The organism is Pseudoxanthomonas sp. G3 (assembly GCF_057654715.1).
Map to the genome: position 1 here is coordinate 202,592 of NZ_CM172805.1, position 13,968 is coordinate 216,559.

Consider the following 13,968-nt stretch of genomic DNA (forward strand, 5'->3'; position numbering starts at 1 on the left):
CGGCATGAACGCCCCTGCGCTGACCCCTGAGGAACTCGCGCGCCGCCGCAAGGCGGTGCTGCGGACCGCGTGGGCGGTGGGTGGCATCGCGTTCGCGATCTTCGTGGCGTTCATCGCCCGCGCGGTGATCAGCGCATGAGCGCGGCGAAATCCAACTCGGCCGGGCTGTTCAAGCTGGTGGGCGTGGCGGTGGCGGTGTTCGTGCTGACATTCTCGCTGGTGCCGCTGTACCGCATCGCGTGCGAGAAGGTGTTCGGCATCCGTCTGGAGCAGGGCCCGGGCCAGGCCGCGGCGGTCGCCGCCGCCAAGGCCGAGCGCACGGTCACCGTGCAGTTCGACGGTGGCGTGAACTCCAAGCTGCCGTGGGCCTTCCATCCCGAGCAGCTGACCATGCAGGTCGTGCCCGGCGAGCTGTACGAGGCCAAGTATTTCGCCCGCAACGACAGCGAGCGCCCGATCGTGGGCAGCGCGGTGCCGTCGGTGGCGCCGGCGCGCGCGTCGGGCTACTTCACCAAGACCGAGTGCTTCTGCTTCACCGCCCAGACCCTGCAGGCCGGCGAAAGCCGCGACATGCCGGTCCGCTTCATCGTGGACCCGGACCTGCCGGCAGAAGTGAAGACGATCACCCTGTCGTATACCTTCTTCAAGAACGACGCACTGACCGCGCAGATCGGCACGGGCAATGCGTCGCCCTCGCCGCTCGCGGCACCCTGATCACGCTTAGCAACCGGAAGCCACGCCATGGGACAAGCCCATTCGCCAGACGCCAACATCTACTTCGTGCCGCACAGCTCCAGGTGGCCGTTCGTGGGCTCCATCGCCATGTTCGTCACCATGGTGGGCGTGGCCAACTGGCTCAATGATTCGGCTTGGGGCATGTGGGCGTTCTACGCCGGCGTCGTGATGCTGTGCGCCACGCTCTTCATGTGGTTCGGCGACGTGATCCGCGAGTCGGTCAGCGGCCACTACAACCGCCAGGTGGACGTGTCGTTCCGCATGGGCATGGTCTGGTTCATCTTCTCGGAAGTGATGTTCTTCGCCGCCTTCTTCGGCGCGCTGTTTTACGCCCGCACGCTGGCGTTGCCGTGGCTTGGCGGCGAAGGTGACGGCGTGATGACCAACAGCCTGCTGTGGGAAGGTTTCAGCGCCGCGTGGCCGAGTGCCGGTCCGGGCCAGGTCGGTGGCCAGTTCCAGACCATCCCGGCCTGGGGCCTGCCGCTAATTAACACGCTGATCCTGCTGACCTCCGGCGTCACCATCACCATCGCCCACCACGCGCTGAAGGCGGGCAACCGCACGCAGTTGCTGATCTGGCTGGGCGCCACCGTACTGCTGGGCTGCTTGTTCCTGTTCTTCCAGGCCGAGGAATACATCCACGCCTACAAGGAGCTGAACCTGACGCTGGGTTCCGGCATCTACGGGTCCACCTTCTTCATGCTGACCGGCTTCCACGGCCTGCACGTGACGCTGGGCACCATCATGCTGGCGATCATCTGGTTCCGCTGCGCCAAGGGCCACTTCAGCAAGGACAACCACTTCGGCTTCGAAGCCGTGGCGTGGTATTGGCACTTCGTGGACGTGGTGTGGCTGGGCCTGTTCCTGTTTGTCTACGTGCTGTAAGCGCGGGCGATCCACGCGAAGAAAGGGCCGGCAATGCCGGCCCTTTTCTTTTCTGCGGTTGGCGCGGCCGTCGGTGCGCGGGACAATGCGGCCTCAGCCGGGATTGATCCCGTGCGGCTGGATCCAACCCATCTTGATGGCCAGGATCACCAGCAGGATCAGCGCCACGGATAGCGCGATGCGGCGGGTGAGCGCGTTGACGGTGCGCTTGCTCTCGCCCTTGTCCACCAACATGTAGTACAGGCCTGCGCCGAGGTTCCACACGATGACGATGAGGAAGGCGATGATCAGCAGGGTTTTCAGCGAATCGTTCATGGCGTCCTCGAGGGGAACCGCGTTGGCGTGGCGCGCATTATCGCTCCGCCGGCGTGAGCCGGCGGTGGGTGCGACATTCGGACGCAGCCGATGAGCCGACGCATGCCGCTGCCGGTGGGCTGGAGCCTGGCCGTGCTGGCGATGTCGCTGTTCGGCAGCCTGGGGGCCTGGCAATGGGGGCGGGCCGACCAGAAGGAGGCCATGCTGGCCGACACCGCACGCGTGCTGTCCGAACGCCAGGCCCAGCCGCTGGCCATCGCCGCGGACGAGGCCCGTGCGGACCGCTACGACTGGACTGCGGGCGAGGGCCGCTTCGCCCCGGGGCCGGCGATCCTGCTCGACAACCAGACCCGCGACCGTCAGGCCGGCGTGCGCGCCTACCGGGTCTTTCTCCCGGCCGATGGCGGCACGCCGCTCCTGGTGGAACTGGGGTGGTTGCCGGTGCCGGGCGACCGCCGCATGCCGGCCGTGGCGATGCCGCAGGGCCCGCTGCATGTGGCGGGTCTGCTGGTGCCGCCGCCCTCGGAAGGTATCGCTCATGCCGAGCCCAGTCCCCAGCCCGACGGCAACCTGCTGGTGATCGCACTGCAGGCAGACACGCTGAAGGGCGCGCTCGCGCTGCCGGCGCTGGCGCCTCGCCTGCTCAAGCTGGATCCGGACCTGCCGCTGGGCTATGCCCGCGACCTCGACATCCTGCCCAATACCCTGCCGCCGGAGCGCCATGTCGGCTATGCCGTGCAGTGGTTCGGGCTGGCGGCGGCCGTGTTCGTCACCGCCCTGCTGCTTACCTGGAGATCCCGGCGGACAGCCGGGCAAAGGCATTGAGCGGCCTGGCGTGAGAAAATAGCGACATGGACCCCAATTCGTTCGATCCCGCCCAGCGGCGCCGTGGGCGCTGGATGCTGGTCGCCCTGTTTGCCCTGTTCTTCGGCACCGTGTTCGGTGCCGGCGTGCTGCGCTTCGCCGGCTGGCAGCCGGCCGCCCACAAGAACCACGGCCAGATGTTGCAGCCGCCAGCCGACGCGCGCGCCATCGTGCCCGTGCTGGCCGACGGCCGTCGCTACGACTGGAATCCGGCCGAACGCGGTTGGCGCATCGTGGTCGCGCCGCCGGCCAGCTGTGCGCAGGCATGCCTGGCGCTGGCCAAGGACCTGGACAAGGTCTGGCAGTTGTTCGGCCACAACGCCGACGAAGTGGACATCCTGTGGATTGGTGCCTACCCGGAAGGCGCGCCGCGGCACGCGGCGCTGCATCTGGTCCGCGCCGACGATCCGCTGCGTAGCGCGTTGCCGCGGGTGGACGATCCGGCCGGTGTGCCGGTCTACGTGATCGATCCGCACGGCTTCGTGATCCTGCGCTACGCGCCCGGCTTCGATCCCGGCCACCTGCGCACCGACGTTTCCAAGCTGCTCAAGCTGATCTGAGCCGCACGCACGCTTCCCGACCATGATGACTTCCTCCGACCGTCCCGAGATCGCGCGTCCCGTGATTTATCGACCCGCTGTCTACAAGCACTTCCACCGCATCGCCTGGCTGGCGGTGGCGCTGACGCTGTGCGTCGTGGTGTTCGGCGCCTTTGTCCGCCTGTCCGACGCCGGCCTGAGCTGCCCGGACTGGCCGACCTGCTATGGCCGTGCCGCATGGCCGAAGGCCGTGGACGAAGCAGCCTCGCACGTCGCCAGCGAGATCCGTCCGTTCGAGACGCACAAGGCATGGCGCGAACAGGTCCACCGCCACCTTGCCGCGTCGCTGGGCGTGCTGGTGCTGGTGCTGGCCTTGCTGGCGGCACGCCGCCGCCGCTGGGGCATCGCGCAGATCCTGGTTGCCGCGGCCTTGGTCGGCGCCGCGATTCCGCTTTACATGCACGGTGAGCACGGGGCCGCGTCCGCGCTGGCGATCCTGGGCGAAGCGATCCTGCTATTCGCCGCACTGCGCTGGTCGAACATCGATCTGGCGCGTGCTGCCGCCCTGACACTGGCGGTGATCATCTTCCAGGCCCTGCTCGGCATGTGGACGGTGACGTGGCTGTTGAAGCCCATCGTCGTGATGGGCCACCTGCTCGGTGGCTTGACCACGTTCTCGTTGCTGGTCTGGATGGCGTGGCGCGCCACCGATCGCCCGATCACGCTGGCCGACTCGGTCGTGCTGCGGCGCTGGCTGATCGGCGGGCTGCTGCTGCTCGGCATCCAGATCGCCTTGGGCGGCTGGGTGAGTGCGAACTACGCCGCGCTGGCCTGCGGGCTGGATTTCCCGAAGTGCGTGGGCCAATGGGCGCCGCCGGCCGATTTCCGCGAGGGTTTCGTGCTGTGGCGTGGGATCGGCGTCGATTACGAAGGCGGCGTGCTGGATGGCGCCTCGCGCATCGCCATCCAGCTGGCCCACCGCATCATGGCGGTGATCGTCGCGCTCTACGTGCTGGCATTGGCGTTGCGGCTGTTCCGCACGCCGGGCATGCGCAGCTGGTCGCTGACGCTGGCGGTGCTGGTCTGCGCGCAGGTCACGCTGGGCATCCTCAACGTCAAGCTCAACCTGCCGCTGCCGGTCGCCGTGGCGCACAACGCCGGCGCGGTGCTGCTGTTGTTCACCCTGGTGTCGCTGGTTGCCCGCCTGCGCAGGCCCGACTGATGGCATCCACGTTCCGCCAGTATTGGGACCTGACCAAGCCGCGCGTGGTGGCGCTGATCGTGTTCACCGCGCTCGTCGGCATGTTCCTCGCGATCGACGGTCTGCCCGACGGTGGGCAGGTCCTGCGCGGCGCGCTCGGCTTCCTGGGCATCTGGTTGGCGGCTTCGAGCGCGGCGGCGATCAACCAGCTGCTGGATGCGCGCATCGACGCGAAGATGGCGCGCACCTCGTGGCGCCCGCTGGTGCAGGGCCAGGTGAAGCCATGGCAGGCGCTGGCGTTCGCGCTGGTGCTGGCGGCGCTGTCGATGGCGATCCTGGTGATCTGGGTCAACACGATCACCGCGATCCTGACCTTCGCCTCGCTGATCGGCTACGCCGTGGTCTACACGGTCTTCCTGAAGCGCGCCACGCCGCAGAACATCGTCATCGGCGGCATCGCCGGCGCGGCGCCGCCGCTGCTGGGCTGGGCCACGATGACCGGCATGCGGGGCGAGTGGGACTGGCCGCATGCGTTGCTGCTGGTGATCATCATCTTCGTCTGGACGCCGCCGCACTTCTGGGCGCTGGCGATCTTCCGCCGCGAAGACTACGCGCGCGCGCTGGTGCCGATGCTGCCGGTGACGCATGGCGTGACCTACACACGCTGGCAGATCCTGTTCTACACGGTGCTGCTGGTGGAAGTGACCGTGCTGCCGGTGGTGTTCGGCATGAGCGGCTTCTTCTACCTGGGCGGCGCGCTCGTGCTGGGTTCGGTATTCCTCTGGTACGCCTGGCGCCTGTTGAACCCACCGGACGAGTTCTTCGCCATGCGCGTGTTCAACTACTCCATCGTGTATCTGATGGCGTTGTTCGCGTTCCTGCTGGCCGACCACTGGGTGATGCCGCTGCTGCGGCCGGCAGCCTCTGCCGCCGGCATGGAGTTCGTGCCGGCAGGGTGACGCCACGTTGTAGGAGCGACGTCAGTCGCGACCGCACGCCACCGGCAAGCGCTGCGGCGGCGACGTGCATGGTTTCGCAATGTCCGTCGGTCGGGTTTTGGCTCCGCTTAGCTTGCTTTCGCGGTCGCGACTGACGTCGCTCCTACAACGGCTTGGTTGTGTCCAGCCTGCCGAGCTGTTCCACCACCACCGGCTCCAGCGATGTCAGTCCCGCTTTGCGGCCAAGTTCTAGCGCGTCCTCCCGCGGGACGTTCCGCGCCACCGCTTCGAGCGCCAGCAGGGCGCCCACGCGATTTCCCGAGGCACAGTGCAACAGCACGTTGCCCTGGTGTGCTCCGAGCAGGTCGCCCAGTGCCTTCGCATTCGCCGATGTGATGTCGTCCTTGTCGGAGATCGGCAACGCGATGTAGGCCAGGCCGAGGCGACGCGCTTCGGCGGCTTCGTCATACCCGCGGTCTTCCGTCGGCCCGCGGAGATCGATGACGGTGCGTACGCCTTCGTCCTTCAGGCGCTGCAGGTCCTCGGCCGTCGGCTGCCCGCCCGTGTGCAGGCCGGCCTTCGGTTGGGCGAAGTCGCCGGCGTATCCCGCTGCGCTGGCCAGGGCGAGGACGGCGAGGGCAAACAGGCGCGCAAAGGGTGTCATGACGGGTCTCCGTTCAATCCAGCAGGTGCTGTTGCCAGAACAGGATGCTCGCGGCGCCGAAGTAGTCCGCGTTGCTCTTCTTGCGGAAGCCGTGGCCCTCATCGTCGAACATCAGGAACCACACCGGCTCGCCGTTCGCGCGCACGGCCTTGGCGATCTGCTCGGCTTCGGTATACGGCACGCGCGGGTCGTTGCGGCCCTGGGCGACGAACAGCGGCGCCTTGATCCGCGCCGCGTTGCGCAGCGGGGAGATACGGTCGAACACCGCCTTCATCGCCGGATCGCGCTCGTCGCCGTATTCGGCGCGGCGCAGGTCGCGCCGGTAGCTTTCGGTGTTGGTCAGGAAGGTGGTGAAGTCGGAGATGCCGACGATGTCGATGCCGGCGCGGATGCGGTCGCTGTAGTGCGTCAGCGAAGCGAGCACCATGTAGCCGCCGTAGCTGCCACCCACCACGCCCACGCGCGACGCGTCCAGCTCCGGCTGTTGCGCGATCCAGTCCAGCAGCGCGCCGATGTCCTTGACCGAATCCTCGCGCTTGTCGGCATTGTCCAGCGAAAGGAAGGTCTTGCCGTAGCCGGTGGAACCGCGCACGTTCGGCACGAGTACCGCCACGCCGAGTTCGTTCACGAGGAACTGCGTGCCTGCACTGAACGAAGGCACGGATTGGCCTTCGGGCCCGCCGTGGATGCTGATGATGACGGGCAACCGCCGCCCGGCCGGCACCTTCGCCGGCGCGTAGTAGAACGCCGGGATGGCGCGCGGCTTGCCGTCGACCTGATCGAAGGTGGGGTAGCGGACCAGCGAGGGCGATACGAAGGCGGAGGTGTCCAGGCCGCCGACTTCGCTCTGCGTCCAGCGCACCAGCGAGCGGTCGGCCAGGCCAATGACGTAGACGTCGCTCGGCGAGGTGGAGGTGTTCAGCGTGATCGCCAGGCGCGTGCCGTCCGGCGAGAACTCGCCCCCGTCGACGACGCCGACCGGCAGGTCCGGCAAGGCGACGGGCCGATGGCTGGGCAACGCCAGCAGGTGCGCCTTGCCGATGCCGTCCTCGTTGGTGAAGTACACCAGGTGCTTGCCGTCGTGCGATAGCGCGAAGTCCTCGACATCCCACGGCACGTCGGCCGTCAGTACTTCGAGCTTGCCCGTGGCCGGATCGTGGAAGCGCAGACGACTGAATTCGCTCGGTTGCCCTGCGACGGGTTCGTCGGAAATGAAATAGACGCCGTTGCCGGATGGCGCATAGGCGAAGCGACCGAATGCGGCCTTGCCGCCGTCCACCGGGAAGGTCTCGAGCTTGCCCGTGGCCAGGTCCACCGCGCCGGGATACGACTCCGCGGCCGACACGTAGCGCGACACCAGCAGTTCCTTGCCGTCGGGCGAGAAATCCAGCGGCGTCCACGAACCGCCCACGGACAGCAGCAGCCGGCTCGTTCCCGCGCGGGTGTCGCGCAACCAGATGTCGCGATCAGTGCCATTGCGCGCGGTGCTGGCATAGGCGAGCAGCGAACCATCGCGGTTGATCACCGCGTTGTTGTTCTGGCTGCGCTTGCCATCGGTCAGCAGCGTGGTGGAGCGGGTGAGCGCGTCGAACCAGTAGAGCTGCGAGAACTCGTCGCCGCCCTTGTCCTTGGCGAACACGAAACCGTCGCGCCAGGCTGTCGGCGGCGCGGGCGTGAGGCCGGCGACCGGTTCGGGGTAGAACGTCAGCTGCTCGCGCATGCCGAGCGGTTGGCAGACGCGGTGTGCCTGGTTGGTCTCGGCGAAGCGCGTACCGATCAGCAGGCAGCCCTCCTTCGTCCATCCCGCCAACACCGCACCGCGCGTGTTCTGGTAGCGATTGAGGCGCTCCAGTAGATCGCCGGGGATGTCCGGCACGTTTTCGCTGACGCGGTTGCCCACGTGCTTGCGTTCGACGGTCGCGGCAGACGCCGCCGTCGTGGTGCCTGCGAGGACGAAAAGCGCGGTCAGGACGATCAGGCGCATGGGAACTCCGTGGCGAGTCGATGCCCGGAGTCTAGACCGCGGCGTCCGCCACGGAAACCGCCCGCACTCAGTGGCGCCCGATGCGGGCCTGCAGCAGGGTGCGCAACTCGTACTTGTCGGCCTCGTCGAGACCGATGTTGCGCTGCTTGGCCTGCAATTCGTCCAGGCGTTGCTGAAGCATCTGCTTCTCCAACTGCACGGCGGCGTCGAGGATCTCCTGCCGCCAACCGTCTTCCTCGCCAGGCAAGTCCTGCATCGCGAGCTTCTGCAGCGCGGCCACTTCGTCGCGCTCCGCGAAATGCTCCAGCAGCACGCCGGTGGTGATGTCGGGGCGGGCATGCACCAGCGCGATCAGCTCCAGCAGCAGCTCCATGCCGGCCAGGCGCAAGCCGGAGAAACCATGCGTGGATTCGATCGCCAGCGCGAGCGACGGCTTGTGCAGCAATCGCACGATGATGCTGCGCACCAGGCTGGGCTTCTGGCCCGGGCTCGAGGTGGGCGGACGTCGGGCCGGTGCGGGCGCGGCCGACGGCGCCGCACTGCTGCCGGCACCCACGCCGGTGACCACGGTCAGCTGCTGGCGCATCAGGTCGCCGAACGCGCCGTCCGGAATCTGTGCGAGCAGCGGGCGCGCGCGCTCTGCCAGCCGCGCCTTGCCGTCGAGCGTGGACAGCTTGATGTCCTTGCCCAGCTCCTGGAAGAAAAATTCCGACAGCGGCACCGCTTGTTGCAGGCGCGCATCGAAACCGGCAGCCCCTTCGTGCCGCACGATGGTGTCGGGGTCTTCGCCATCGGGCAGGAACAGGAAGAACGCCTGCCGACCGTCCTTCATGCGTGGCAGCACCGATTCCAGCGCGCGCCAGGCGGCGCGTTGGCCGGCGGCATCGCCGTCGAAGCAAAAGTAGACATCGGGCGCGTTGCGGAACAGCAGTTCAGCGTGTTCGGGTGTGGTGGCAGTGCCCAGCGTGGCCACGGCTTCCTTCACGCCGAACTGGAACAGCGAGACCACGTCCATGTAGCCCTCGACCACGACCAGCCGCGCGATCTTCTGGTTGGCCTGCTTCACCTGCCAAAGGCCGTACAGCTCGCGGCCCTTGTGGAACAGCGCCGTCTCCGGCGAGTTGAGGTACTTGGGGCCGTCGTCCTTCTGCAGCACGCGTCCGCCGAACGCGATGACGCGGCCGCGGCGGTCGTGGATGGGGAACATCACCCGGTCGCGGAACTTGTCGTAGACGTGGCCGCGGTCGTTCTTCGAGAACAGGCCGGCGCGATCGAGCAGCTTCATCCGGCGCTCGTCGGTACCCAGCGCGTCCTTCAGTGCCGAGTAGCCGTCCGGTGCATAGCCGATCATGAACTGCGTGCGGATCGCCGCATCCACGCCGCGGCCATCGAGGTAGGCCTTCGCCTTCTCGCTGCCCTCCAGGTTGCGCTGGAAGAATCGCGCCGCCGCTTCCAGTGCATTGAACAGGTCGCGGGTGTCGTTGTTCTCGTTGCGCTGCTGGGTTTCGCGCGGCACCTCCATGCCGTTGCGGCGGGCCAGCTCTTCCACCGCGTCGAGGAATTCGAGGCGGTCGTAGTTCATCAGGAACGACAGCGCCGTGCCGTGCGCGCCGCAGCCGAAGCAGTGGTAGAACTGCTTGGTCGGCGATACCGTGAATGAGGGCGAGCGTTCGTCGTGGAACGGGCAGCAGGCCGAATATTCCTTGCCCTGCCGTTTCAGCGGCACGCGCGCGCCCACCACCTCGACGATATCCGTCCGGGCGAGCAGTTCGTCGATGAAGGCGTCGGGGATGCGGGCCATGGATCGCATAGGATGCCACGCAGGCGCCGCCGGCCGCGCGTTACCATGCGGGCATGCCCCGCAACGCTTTGTCCGACAACGCCCTGCTGGCCCGGCTGCGCCAGGCGGCGGGCGCCGCGCAGGTGCTGACGGGCGCGCGCGCGACCCGCCGCTACCGCAAGGGGTACCGTTTCGGCGAGGGCCCGGTGCTGGCGGTGGTGCGGCCAGGCACGCTGCTGGAGCTGTGGCGCGTGCTCGAGGCCACGGTGCAGGCGGACGGGATCGTGCTGATGCAGGCGGCGAACACCGGCCTGACTGGCGGCTCCACGCCCGACGGTGACGGCTACGATCGCCGCATCGTGCTCGTCAGCACGCAGCGCCTGACGGGCGTGCAGGTGATCGAGGAAGGCCGGCAGGTGGTCTGCCTGCCGGGTGCCACCCTGGACGTGCTGGAGAAGACACTGGCGCCGCTGGGGCGCGAACCGCACTCGGTGATCGGCTCCTCGTGCATCGGTGCGTCGGTGCTCGGCGGCGTCTGCAACAACTCCGGTGGCGCGCTCGTGCGGCGCGGGCCGGCTTATACCGAGCTGGCGTTGTACGCACAGCGCGATGCGGACGGCACGCTGCGGCTGGTCAACCATCTGGGTATTGCCTTGGGCGACACGCCGGAAGAGATCCTCACGCGCCTGCAGGCCGGCGACTACACGGCCGTCGACATCGCCGGCGACAGCGGTGCCGCATCGGACACGCACTATGCGGCGCACGTACGGGATGTGGACGCCGCGACACCCGCCCGCTACAACGCCGATCCCGCGCGCCTGCACGAGGCGTCCGGCTGTGCGGGACGGCTGGCGGTATTCGCGGTGCGGCTGGACACGTTCGAGAAGGACGAGGCATCCGTCTTCTATATCGGTAGCAATGCGCCGGACGATCTCACCGACGTGCGTCGGCATCTGCTGACCGCATTCGAGCGACTGCCGATCTCGGGGGAATACATCCACCGCGATGCCTTCGATGTCGGCGACCGCTACGGCAAGGACACGTTCCTGCTGATCGACCGCTTCGGCACGGACAAGGTGCCGGCCGCGTTCGCGCTGAAGAGCCGCATCGATGGCTGGTGCGAACGGTGGGGCCTGCGTGGCCTGACCGACCGTGTGCTGCAACGGATCGCCGGATGGCTGCCCGATCACTTGCCGCCGCGGCTGCGCGATTTCCGCGCACGCTACGAGCATCACCTGTTGCTGAAGGTGTCCGCGCGCGATGCCGAGGCCACCCGCGTCTTCCTCGACACGTTCTTCACGGAGCGCGAGGGCGCGTTCTTCGCCTGCGACGCCGACGAAGGGCGCAAGGCCTTCCTGCACCGGTTCGCCGTCGCCGGGGCGGCCGTGCGATATCGCGAAGTGCATCGCGATACCGTGGCAGACATCGTCGCGCTCGATGTCGCCCTGCGCCGCGACGATCGCGCATGGGTGGAGAGCCTGCCGGCGACGCTGGCCGACACGATGGTCGCGCGGCTCTACTACGGGCACTTCTTCTGTCACGTCTTCCACCAGGACTACATCGTGTGGCGGGGAGCGGATCCGCTTGCGGTGGAGCACGCGCTCTGGAAGTTGCTGGATGCGCGCGGCGCCGAGTATCCGGCCGAACACAACGTCGGCCACCTCTATCGCGCCAAGCCGGCGCTGGCTGCGTTCTATCGCGTGCTGGACCCCACCAACACCTTCAACCCCGGCATCGGCCAGACCAGCAAGCGGGCTGATTGGAAGGAGTGAGTGGAGCGGGGTGAGGAGAGCGGCTTTTGCTCACTCCTCACTCCTCTCCACTCACTCCTCGAAATCCCCGCTCATCGATCACGGCCGTGATCAGCGCGCCGGCGAAGAACACCACGCTGGCGTAGTAGATCCAGACCAGCAGCAACACCAGCGCGCCCATCGAGCCGTAGGCGCTGCCCGGCGCGGCTTCGGCGAGGTAGAAGCCGATCAGGTAGCGTCCACCCGCGAAGAGCAGCGCCGTGATTGCACCGCCGAGGAACGCCCGCGACCACGCGACGCGGCGGTCCGGCAAGTAGTGGTAGAAGAAGGCGAAGGCGAGTGCGTACAGCACCAGCGTGCTGGTGTAGCCGAGCACCGGCAGCAGCGACGGCAAGCGTGCGAAGGCCACCTGCAAGGCCGTGGTGGCGATCATCGAGACGATCAGCAGGAAGCCGATCGCGAGCACCACGCCCAGCGAGAACACCCGTTTCTTCAGCCAAGCGACCAGGCCGTTCAGGCGCTGCGCGTCGGTGCGGAAGATCAGGTTCAATGCGCCCTGCAGCTGCGCGAACACCACGGTGGCGCCGACCAGTAGCAGCCCGGTACTCCACACGCCGGCCAGCGACCCGATGTCCGGGCGCGCGTCGGCGTTGCGGATCACCGTTTCGGCGACCGCCGCCGCATCCGGGCCCGCGAGTTGGACGATCTGGTCGAGCAGGGACTGCTGGGCAGGCGGGTACAGCGACGCGGTCAGCCACAGCAGCAGGACGAGCAGCGGCGCCAGCGACAGCAAGGCGTAGAAGGACAGCGATGCGGCCTGCGTCATCAGGTCGGTGTCGATGAAGCGTTGCAGCAGCGCGACGGGCAGGCTGCGTTGCGCGCGTTCGCCAAGATGCTGCAGGCGCGCGCGGATCGCGGGGAGGCGTGCGGGCGTGGGCATGGGCCGAGGGTGGCCCGCCGCGTGTCAGCGTTGCGTTACGGCTGCGTGGCGACGATGTTCAGGTGTCCCACGCCGCCAGCGCGTGCAGGGCTTCGCCGCTGACACGCTGCACGGTCCATTCCTCCAGGCCGATCGCGCCGAGGCGGCGATAGAAATCGATCGCGGGCGTGTTCCAGTCCAGGACCGACCATTCGAAGCGTCCGCAACCGCGTTCCACCGCCAGCCGCGCCAGATGCGCCATCAGCCGCTTGCCCAGGCCGAGGCCGCGGTGGGACGGCAGGACGAACAGGTCTTCCAGATACAGACCGGGCTGCCCCAGGAAGGTCGAGAAGCTGTGGAAGAACAGGGCGAAGCCCGCGGGCGCGCCATCGGCCTCGGCGATCACCACTTCCGCGGCGGGCCGATCGCCGAACAGGTGGCGCTCCAGCAGGGCCGGCGTGGCGATGGCTTCGTGGGCGAGCTTTTCGTACTCGGCCAGACCGCGGATGAAATCGAGGATCTGCGGGATGTCGGCACGGGTGGCCGGGCGCAGGGTGATCGACGGCGTCTCCATGGCGTCAGGATGCCATGGAGACGTTCCCGGACGGGTCTGGCTCAGCCCGCGAGCTTCTTCTTGATCAGCGCGGAGACCTGGCCCATGTCGGCCTGGCCGGCGAGGCGCGGCTTCAGCACGCCCATCAGCTTGCCCATGTCGGCCGGGCCCGTGGCGCCGGTTTCGGCAATGGCGGCCTCGATGGCGGTGAGGATCTCGGCCTCACCCAGCTTGGCCGGCAGGTAGGTATCGATCACGGCCAGCTCGGCGCGCTCGATGGCCGCCAGGTCCTCGCGGTTGGCGGCTTCGTACTGGCTGACCGAGTCCTTGCGCTGCTTGACCATCTTCTCCAGCACGGCGAGCACGGCGGCGTCGTCCAGTTCCACGCGCTCGTCGACTTCCTTCTGCTTGATCGCGGCGTTGATCAGGCGGATGACGCCCAGGCGATCCTTCTCGCCGGCCTTCATCGCGGCCTTCATGTCATCGGTGAGCTGCTGTTTCAGGGACATGGGTGACTCCTGCGGAGGGTGGGACGGCGCCCGCGGGCGCCAAAAACACAAAAAGCCGGCGACGCTTGCGCGTGCCGGCTTCTCGCGAAGCGACGCGGCTCAGTACAGGCGCTGGCGCTTGGTGACGTCGCGCGAGCTGCGGCGCAGCTGGCGCTTCACCGCGGCGGCGGCCTTGCGCTTGCGCTCCTGGGTCGGCTTCTCGTAGAACTCGCGCTTGCGGGTTTCGGCCAGGACGCCGGCCTTTTCGCAGGTGCGCTTGAAGCGACGCAGCGCAAACTCAAACGGCTCGTTTTCGCGGACTTTGACGCTGGGCATACGTAATCTCGGTGGT

The 13,968-nt window shown here is 67.8% G+C and carries 16 protein-coding genes; 8 read left to right on the top strand and 8 right to left on the bottom strand.

From position 1 onward, the window contains the following. Positions 1 to 4 precede the first annotated feature (4 nt). The 3 genes from AC23D6_RS00955 to AC23D6_RS00965 are packed head-to-tail and all read left to right on the top strand — an operon-like array spanning position 5 to position 1,620. Entirely contained in the window at positions 5 to 139 is a 135-nt protein-coding gene (locus AC23D6_RS00955; RefSeq protein ID WP_487750992.1) for a hypothetical protein, read from the top strand. Then, positions 136 to 714: a cytochrome c oxidase assembly protein gene (locus tag AC23D6_RS00960; RefSeq protein ID WP_487750993.1), complete on the top strand. Its 579-nt coding sequence runs from the start codon at positions 136 to 138 to the stop codon at positions 712 to 714. The genes AC23D6_RS00955 and AC23D6_RS00960 overlap by 4 nt, the downstream gene beginning before the upstream one ends. Before the next feature lie 27 nt (positions 715 to 741). Further along, positions 742 to 1,620 carry a cytochrome c oxidase subunit 3 gene (locus tag AC23D6_RS00965; protein ID WP_487750994.1) on the top strand — a complete coding sequence of 293 codons (879 nt, stop codon included), beginning with the start codon at positions 742 to 744 and terminating at the stop codon, positions 1,618 to 1,620. A gap of 93 nt (positions 1,621 to 1,713) precedes the next feature. On the opposite strand, the gene AC23D6_RS00970 is transcribed toward AC23D6_RS00965, so the two are convergent. Beyond that, entirely contained in the window at positions 1,714 to 1,935 is a 222-nt protein-coding gene (locus tag AC23D6_RS00970) for a twin transmembrane helix small protein (RefSeq protein WP_487750995.1), read from the bottom strand. Positions 1,936 to 2,025: 90 nt separating this feature from the next. Between AC23D6_RS00970 and AC23D6_RS00975 the strand changes: the two genes are divergently transcribed. From AC23D6_RS00975 to cyoE, 4 genes are read left to right on the top strand one after another with little or no spacing between them, the layout of a single operon-like run. Beyond that, complete coding sequence (locus AC23D6_RS00975) at positions 2,026 to 2,760, top strand: SURF1 family protein (protein ID WP_487750996.1); 735 nt, start codon at positions 2,026 to 2,028, stop codon at positions 2,758 to 2,760. Positions 2,761 to 2,786: 26 nt separating this feature from the next. Further along, positions 2,787 to 3,359, top strand: a complete 573-nt coding sequence (locus AC23D6_RS00980; protein WP_487750997.1) for a hypothetical protein — start codon at positions 2,787 to 2,789, stop codon at positions 3,357 to 3,359. Positions 3,360 to 3,384: 25 nt separating this feature from the next. Next, complete coding sequence (locus AC23D6_RS00985) at positions 3,385 to 4,560, top strand: COX15/CtaA family protein (protein ID WP_487752537.1); 1,176 nt, start codon at positions 3,385 to 3,387, stop codon at positions 4,558 to 4,560. Beyond that, positions 4,560 to 5,498 (top strand): heme o synthase, encoded by a 939-nt coding sequence (cyoE, locus tag AC23D6_RS00990; protein ID WP_487750998.1) that lies wholly within the window; start codon positions 4,560 to 4,562, stop codon positions 5,496 to 5,498. Before AC23D6_RS00985 ends, cyoE begins: the two co-directional genes overlap by 1 nt. Positions 5,499 to 5,640: 142 nt before the next feature. On the opposite strand, the gene AC23D6_RS00995 is transcribed toward cyoE, so the two are convergent. From AC23D6_RS00995 to dnaG, 3 genes are all read right to left on the bottom strand, one after another. After that, complete coding sequence (locus AC23D6_RS00995; protein WP_487750999.1) at positions 5,641 to 6,141, bottom strand: protein tyrosine phosphatase family protein; 501 nt, start codon at positions 6,139 to 6,141, stop codon at positions 5,641 to 5,643. Positions 6,142 to 6,154: 13 nt separating this feature from the next. Further along, on the bottom strand, positions 6,155 to 8,125 hold the full coding sequence (locus AC23D6_RS01000; RefSeq protein ID WP_487751000.1) for a S9 family peptidase: 1,971 nt from the start codon (positions 8,123 to 8,125) through the stop codon (positions 6,155 to 6,157). A 67-nt stretch (positions 8,126 to 8,192) separates the two neighbouring features. Further along, positions 8,193 to 9,926, bottom strand: coding sequence for a DNA primase (dnaG, locus tag AC23D6_RS01005; protein WP_487751001.1), 1,734 nt, complete (start codon positions 9,924 to 9,926; stop codon positions 8,193 to 8,195). A gap of 53 nt (positions 9,927 to 9,979) precedes the next feature. On the opposite strand from dnaG, the gene dld reads away from it, so the two are divergent. Then, positions 9,980 to 11,677: a D-lactate dehydrogenase gene (gene dld / locus AC23D6_RS01010; protein WP_487751002.1), complete on the top strand. Its 1,698-nt coding sequence runs from the start codon at positions 9,980 to 9,982 to the stop codon at positions 11,675 to 11,677. Positions 11,678 to 11,714: 37 nt separating this feature from the next. Here the strand turns inward: dld and AC23D6_RS01015 are convergent, their stop codons facing one another. The 4 genes from AC23D6_RS01015 to rpsU all read right to left on the bottom strand — a co-directional run bounded on the left by AC23D6_RS01015 (position 11,715) and on the right by rpsU (position 13,952). Continuing rightward, the gene (locus tag AC23D6_RS01015; RefSeq protein ID WP_487751003.1) at positions 11,715 to 12,596 is read right to left on the bottom strand and encodes a YihY/virulence factor BrkB family protein; all 882 of its coding nucleotides are present in this window, start codon (positions 12,594 to 12,596) and stop codon (positions 11,715 to 11,717) included. Positions 12,597 to 12,654: 58 nt separating this feature from the next. Continuing rightward, a complete protein-coding gene (locus AC23D6_RS01020; RefSeq protein ID WP_487751004.1) occupies positions 12,655 to 13,149 on the bottom strand; it encodes an N-acetyltransferase family protein in 495 nt (164 codons plus the stop codon). 41 nt (positions 13,150 to 13,190) lie between these two features. Then, positions 13,191 to 13,637: a GatB/YqeY domain-containing protein gene (locus AC23D6_RS01025; RefSeq protein WP_487751005.1), complete on the bottom strand. Its 447-nt coding sequence runs from the start codon at positions 13,635 to 13,637 to the stop codon at positions 13,191 to 13,193. Between the two features lie 99 nt (positions 13,638 to 13,736). Further along, on the bottom strand, positions 13,737 to 13,952 hold the full coding sequence (gene rpsU / locus AC23D6_RS01030; RefSeq protein WP_002808376.1) for a 30S ribosomal protein S21: 216 nt from the start codon (positions 13,950 to 13,952) through the stop codon (positions 13,737 to 13,739). Positions 13,953 to 13,968: the final 16 nt, after the last annotated feature.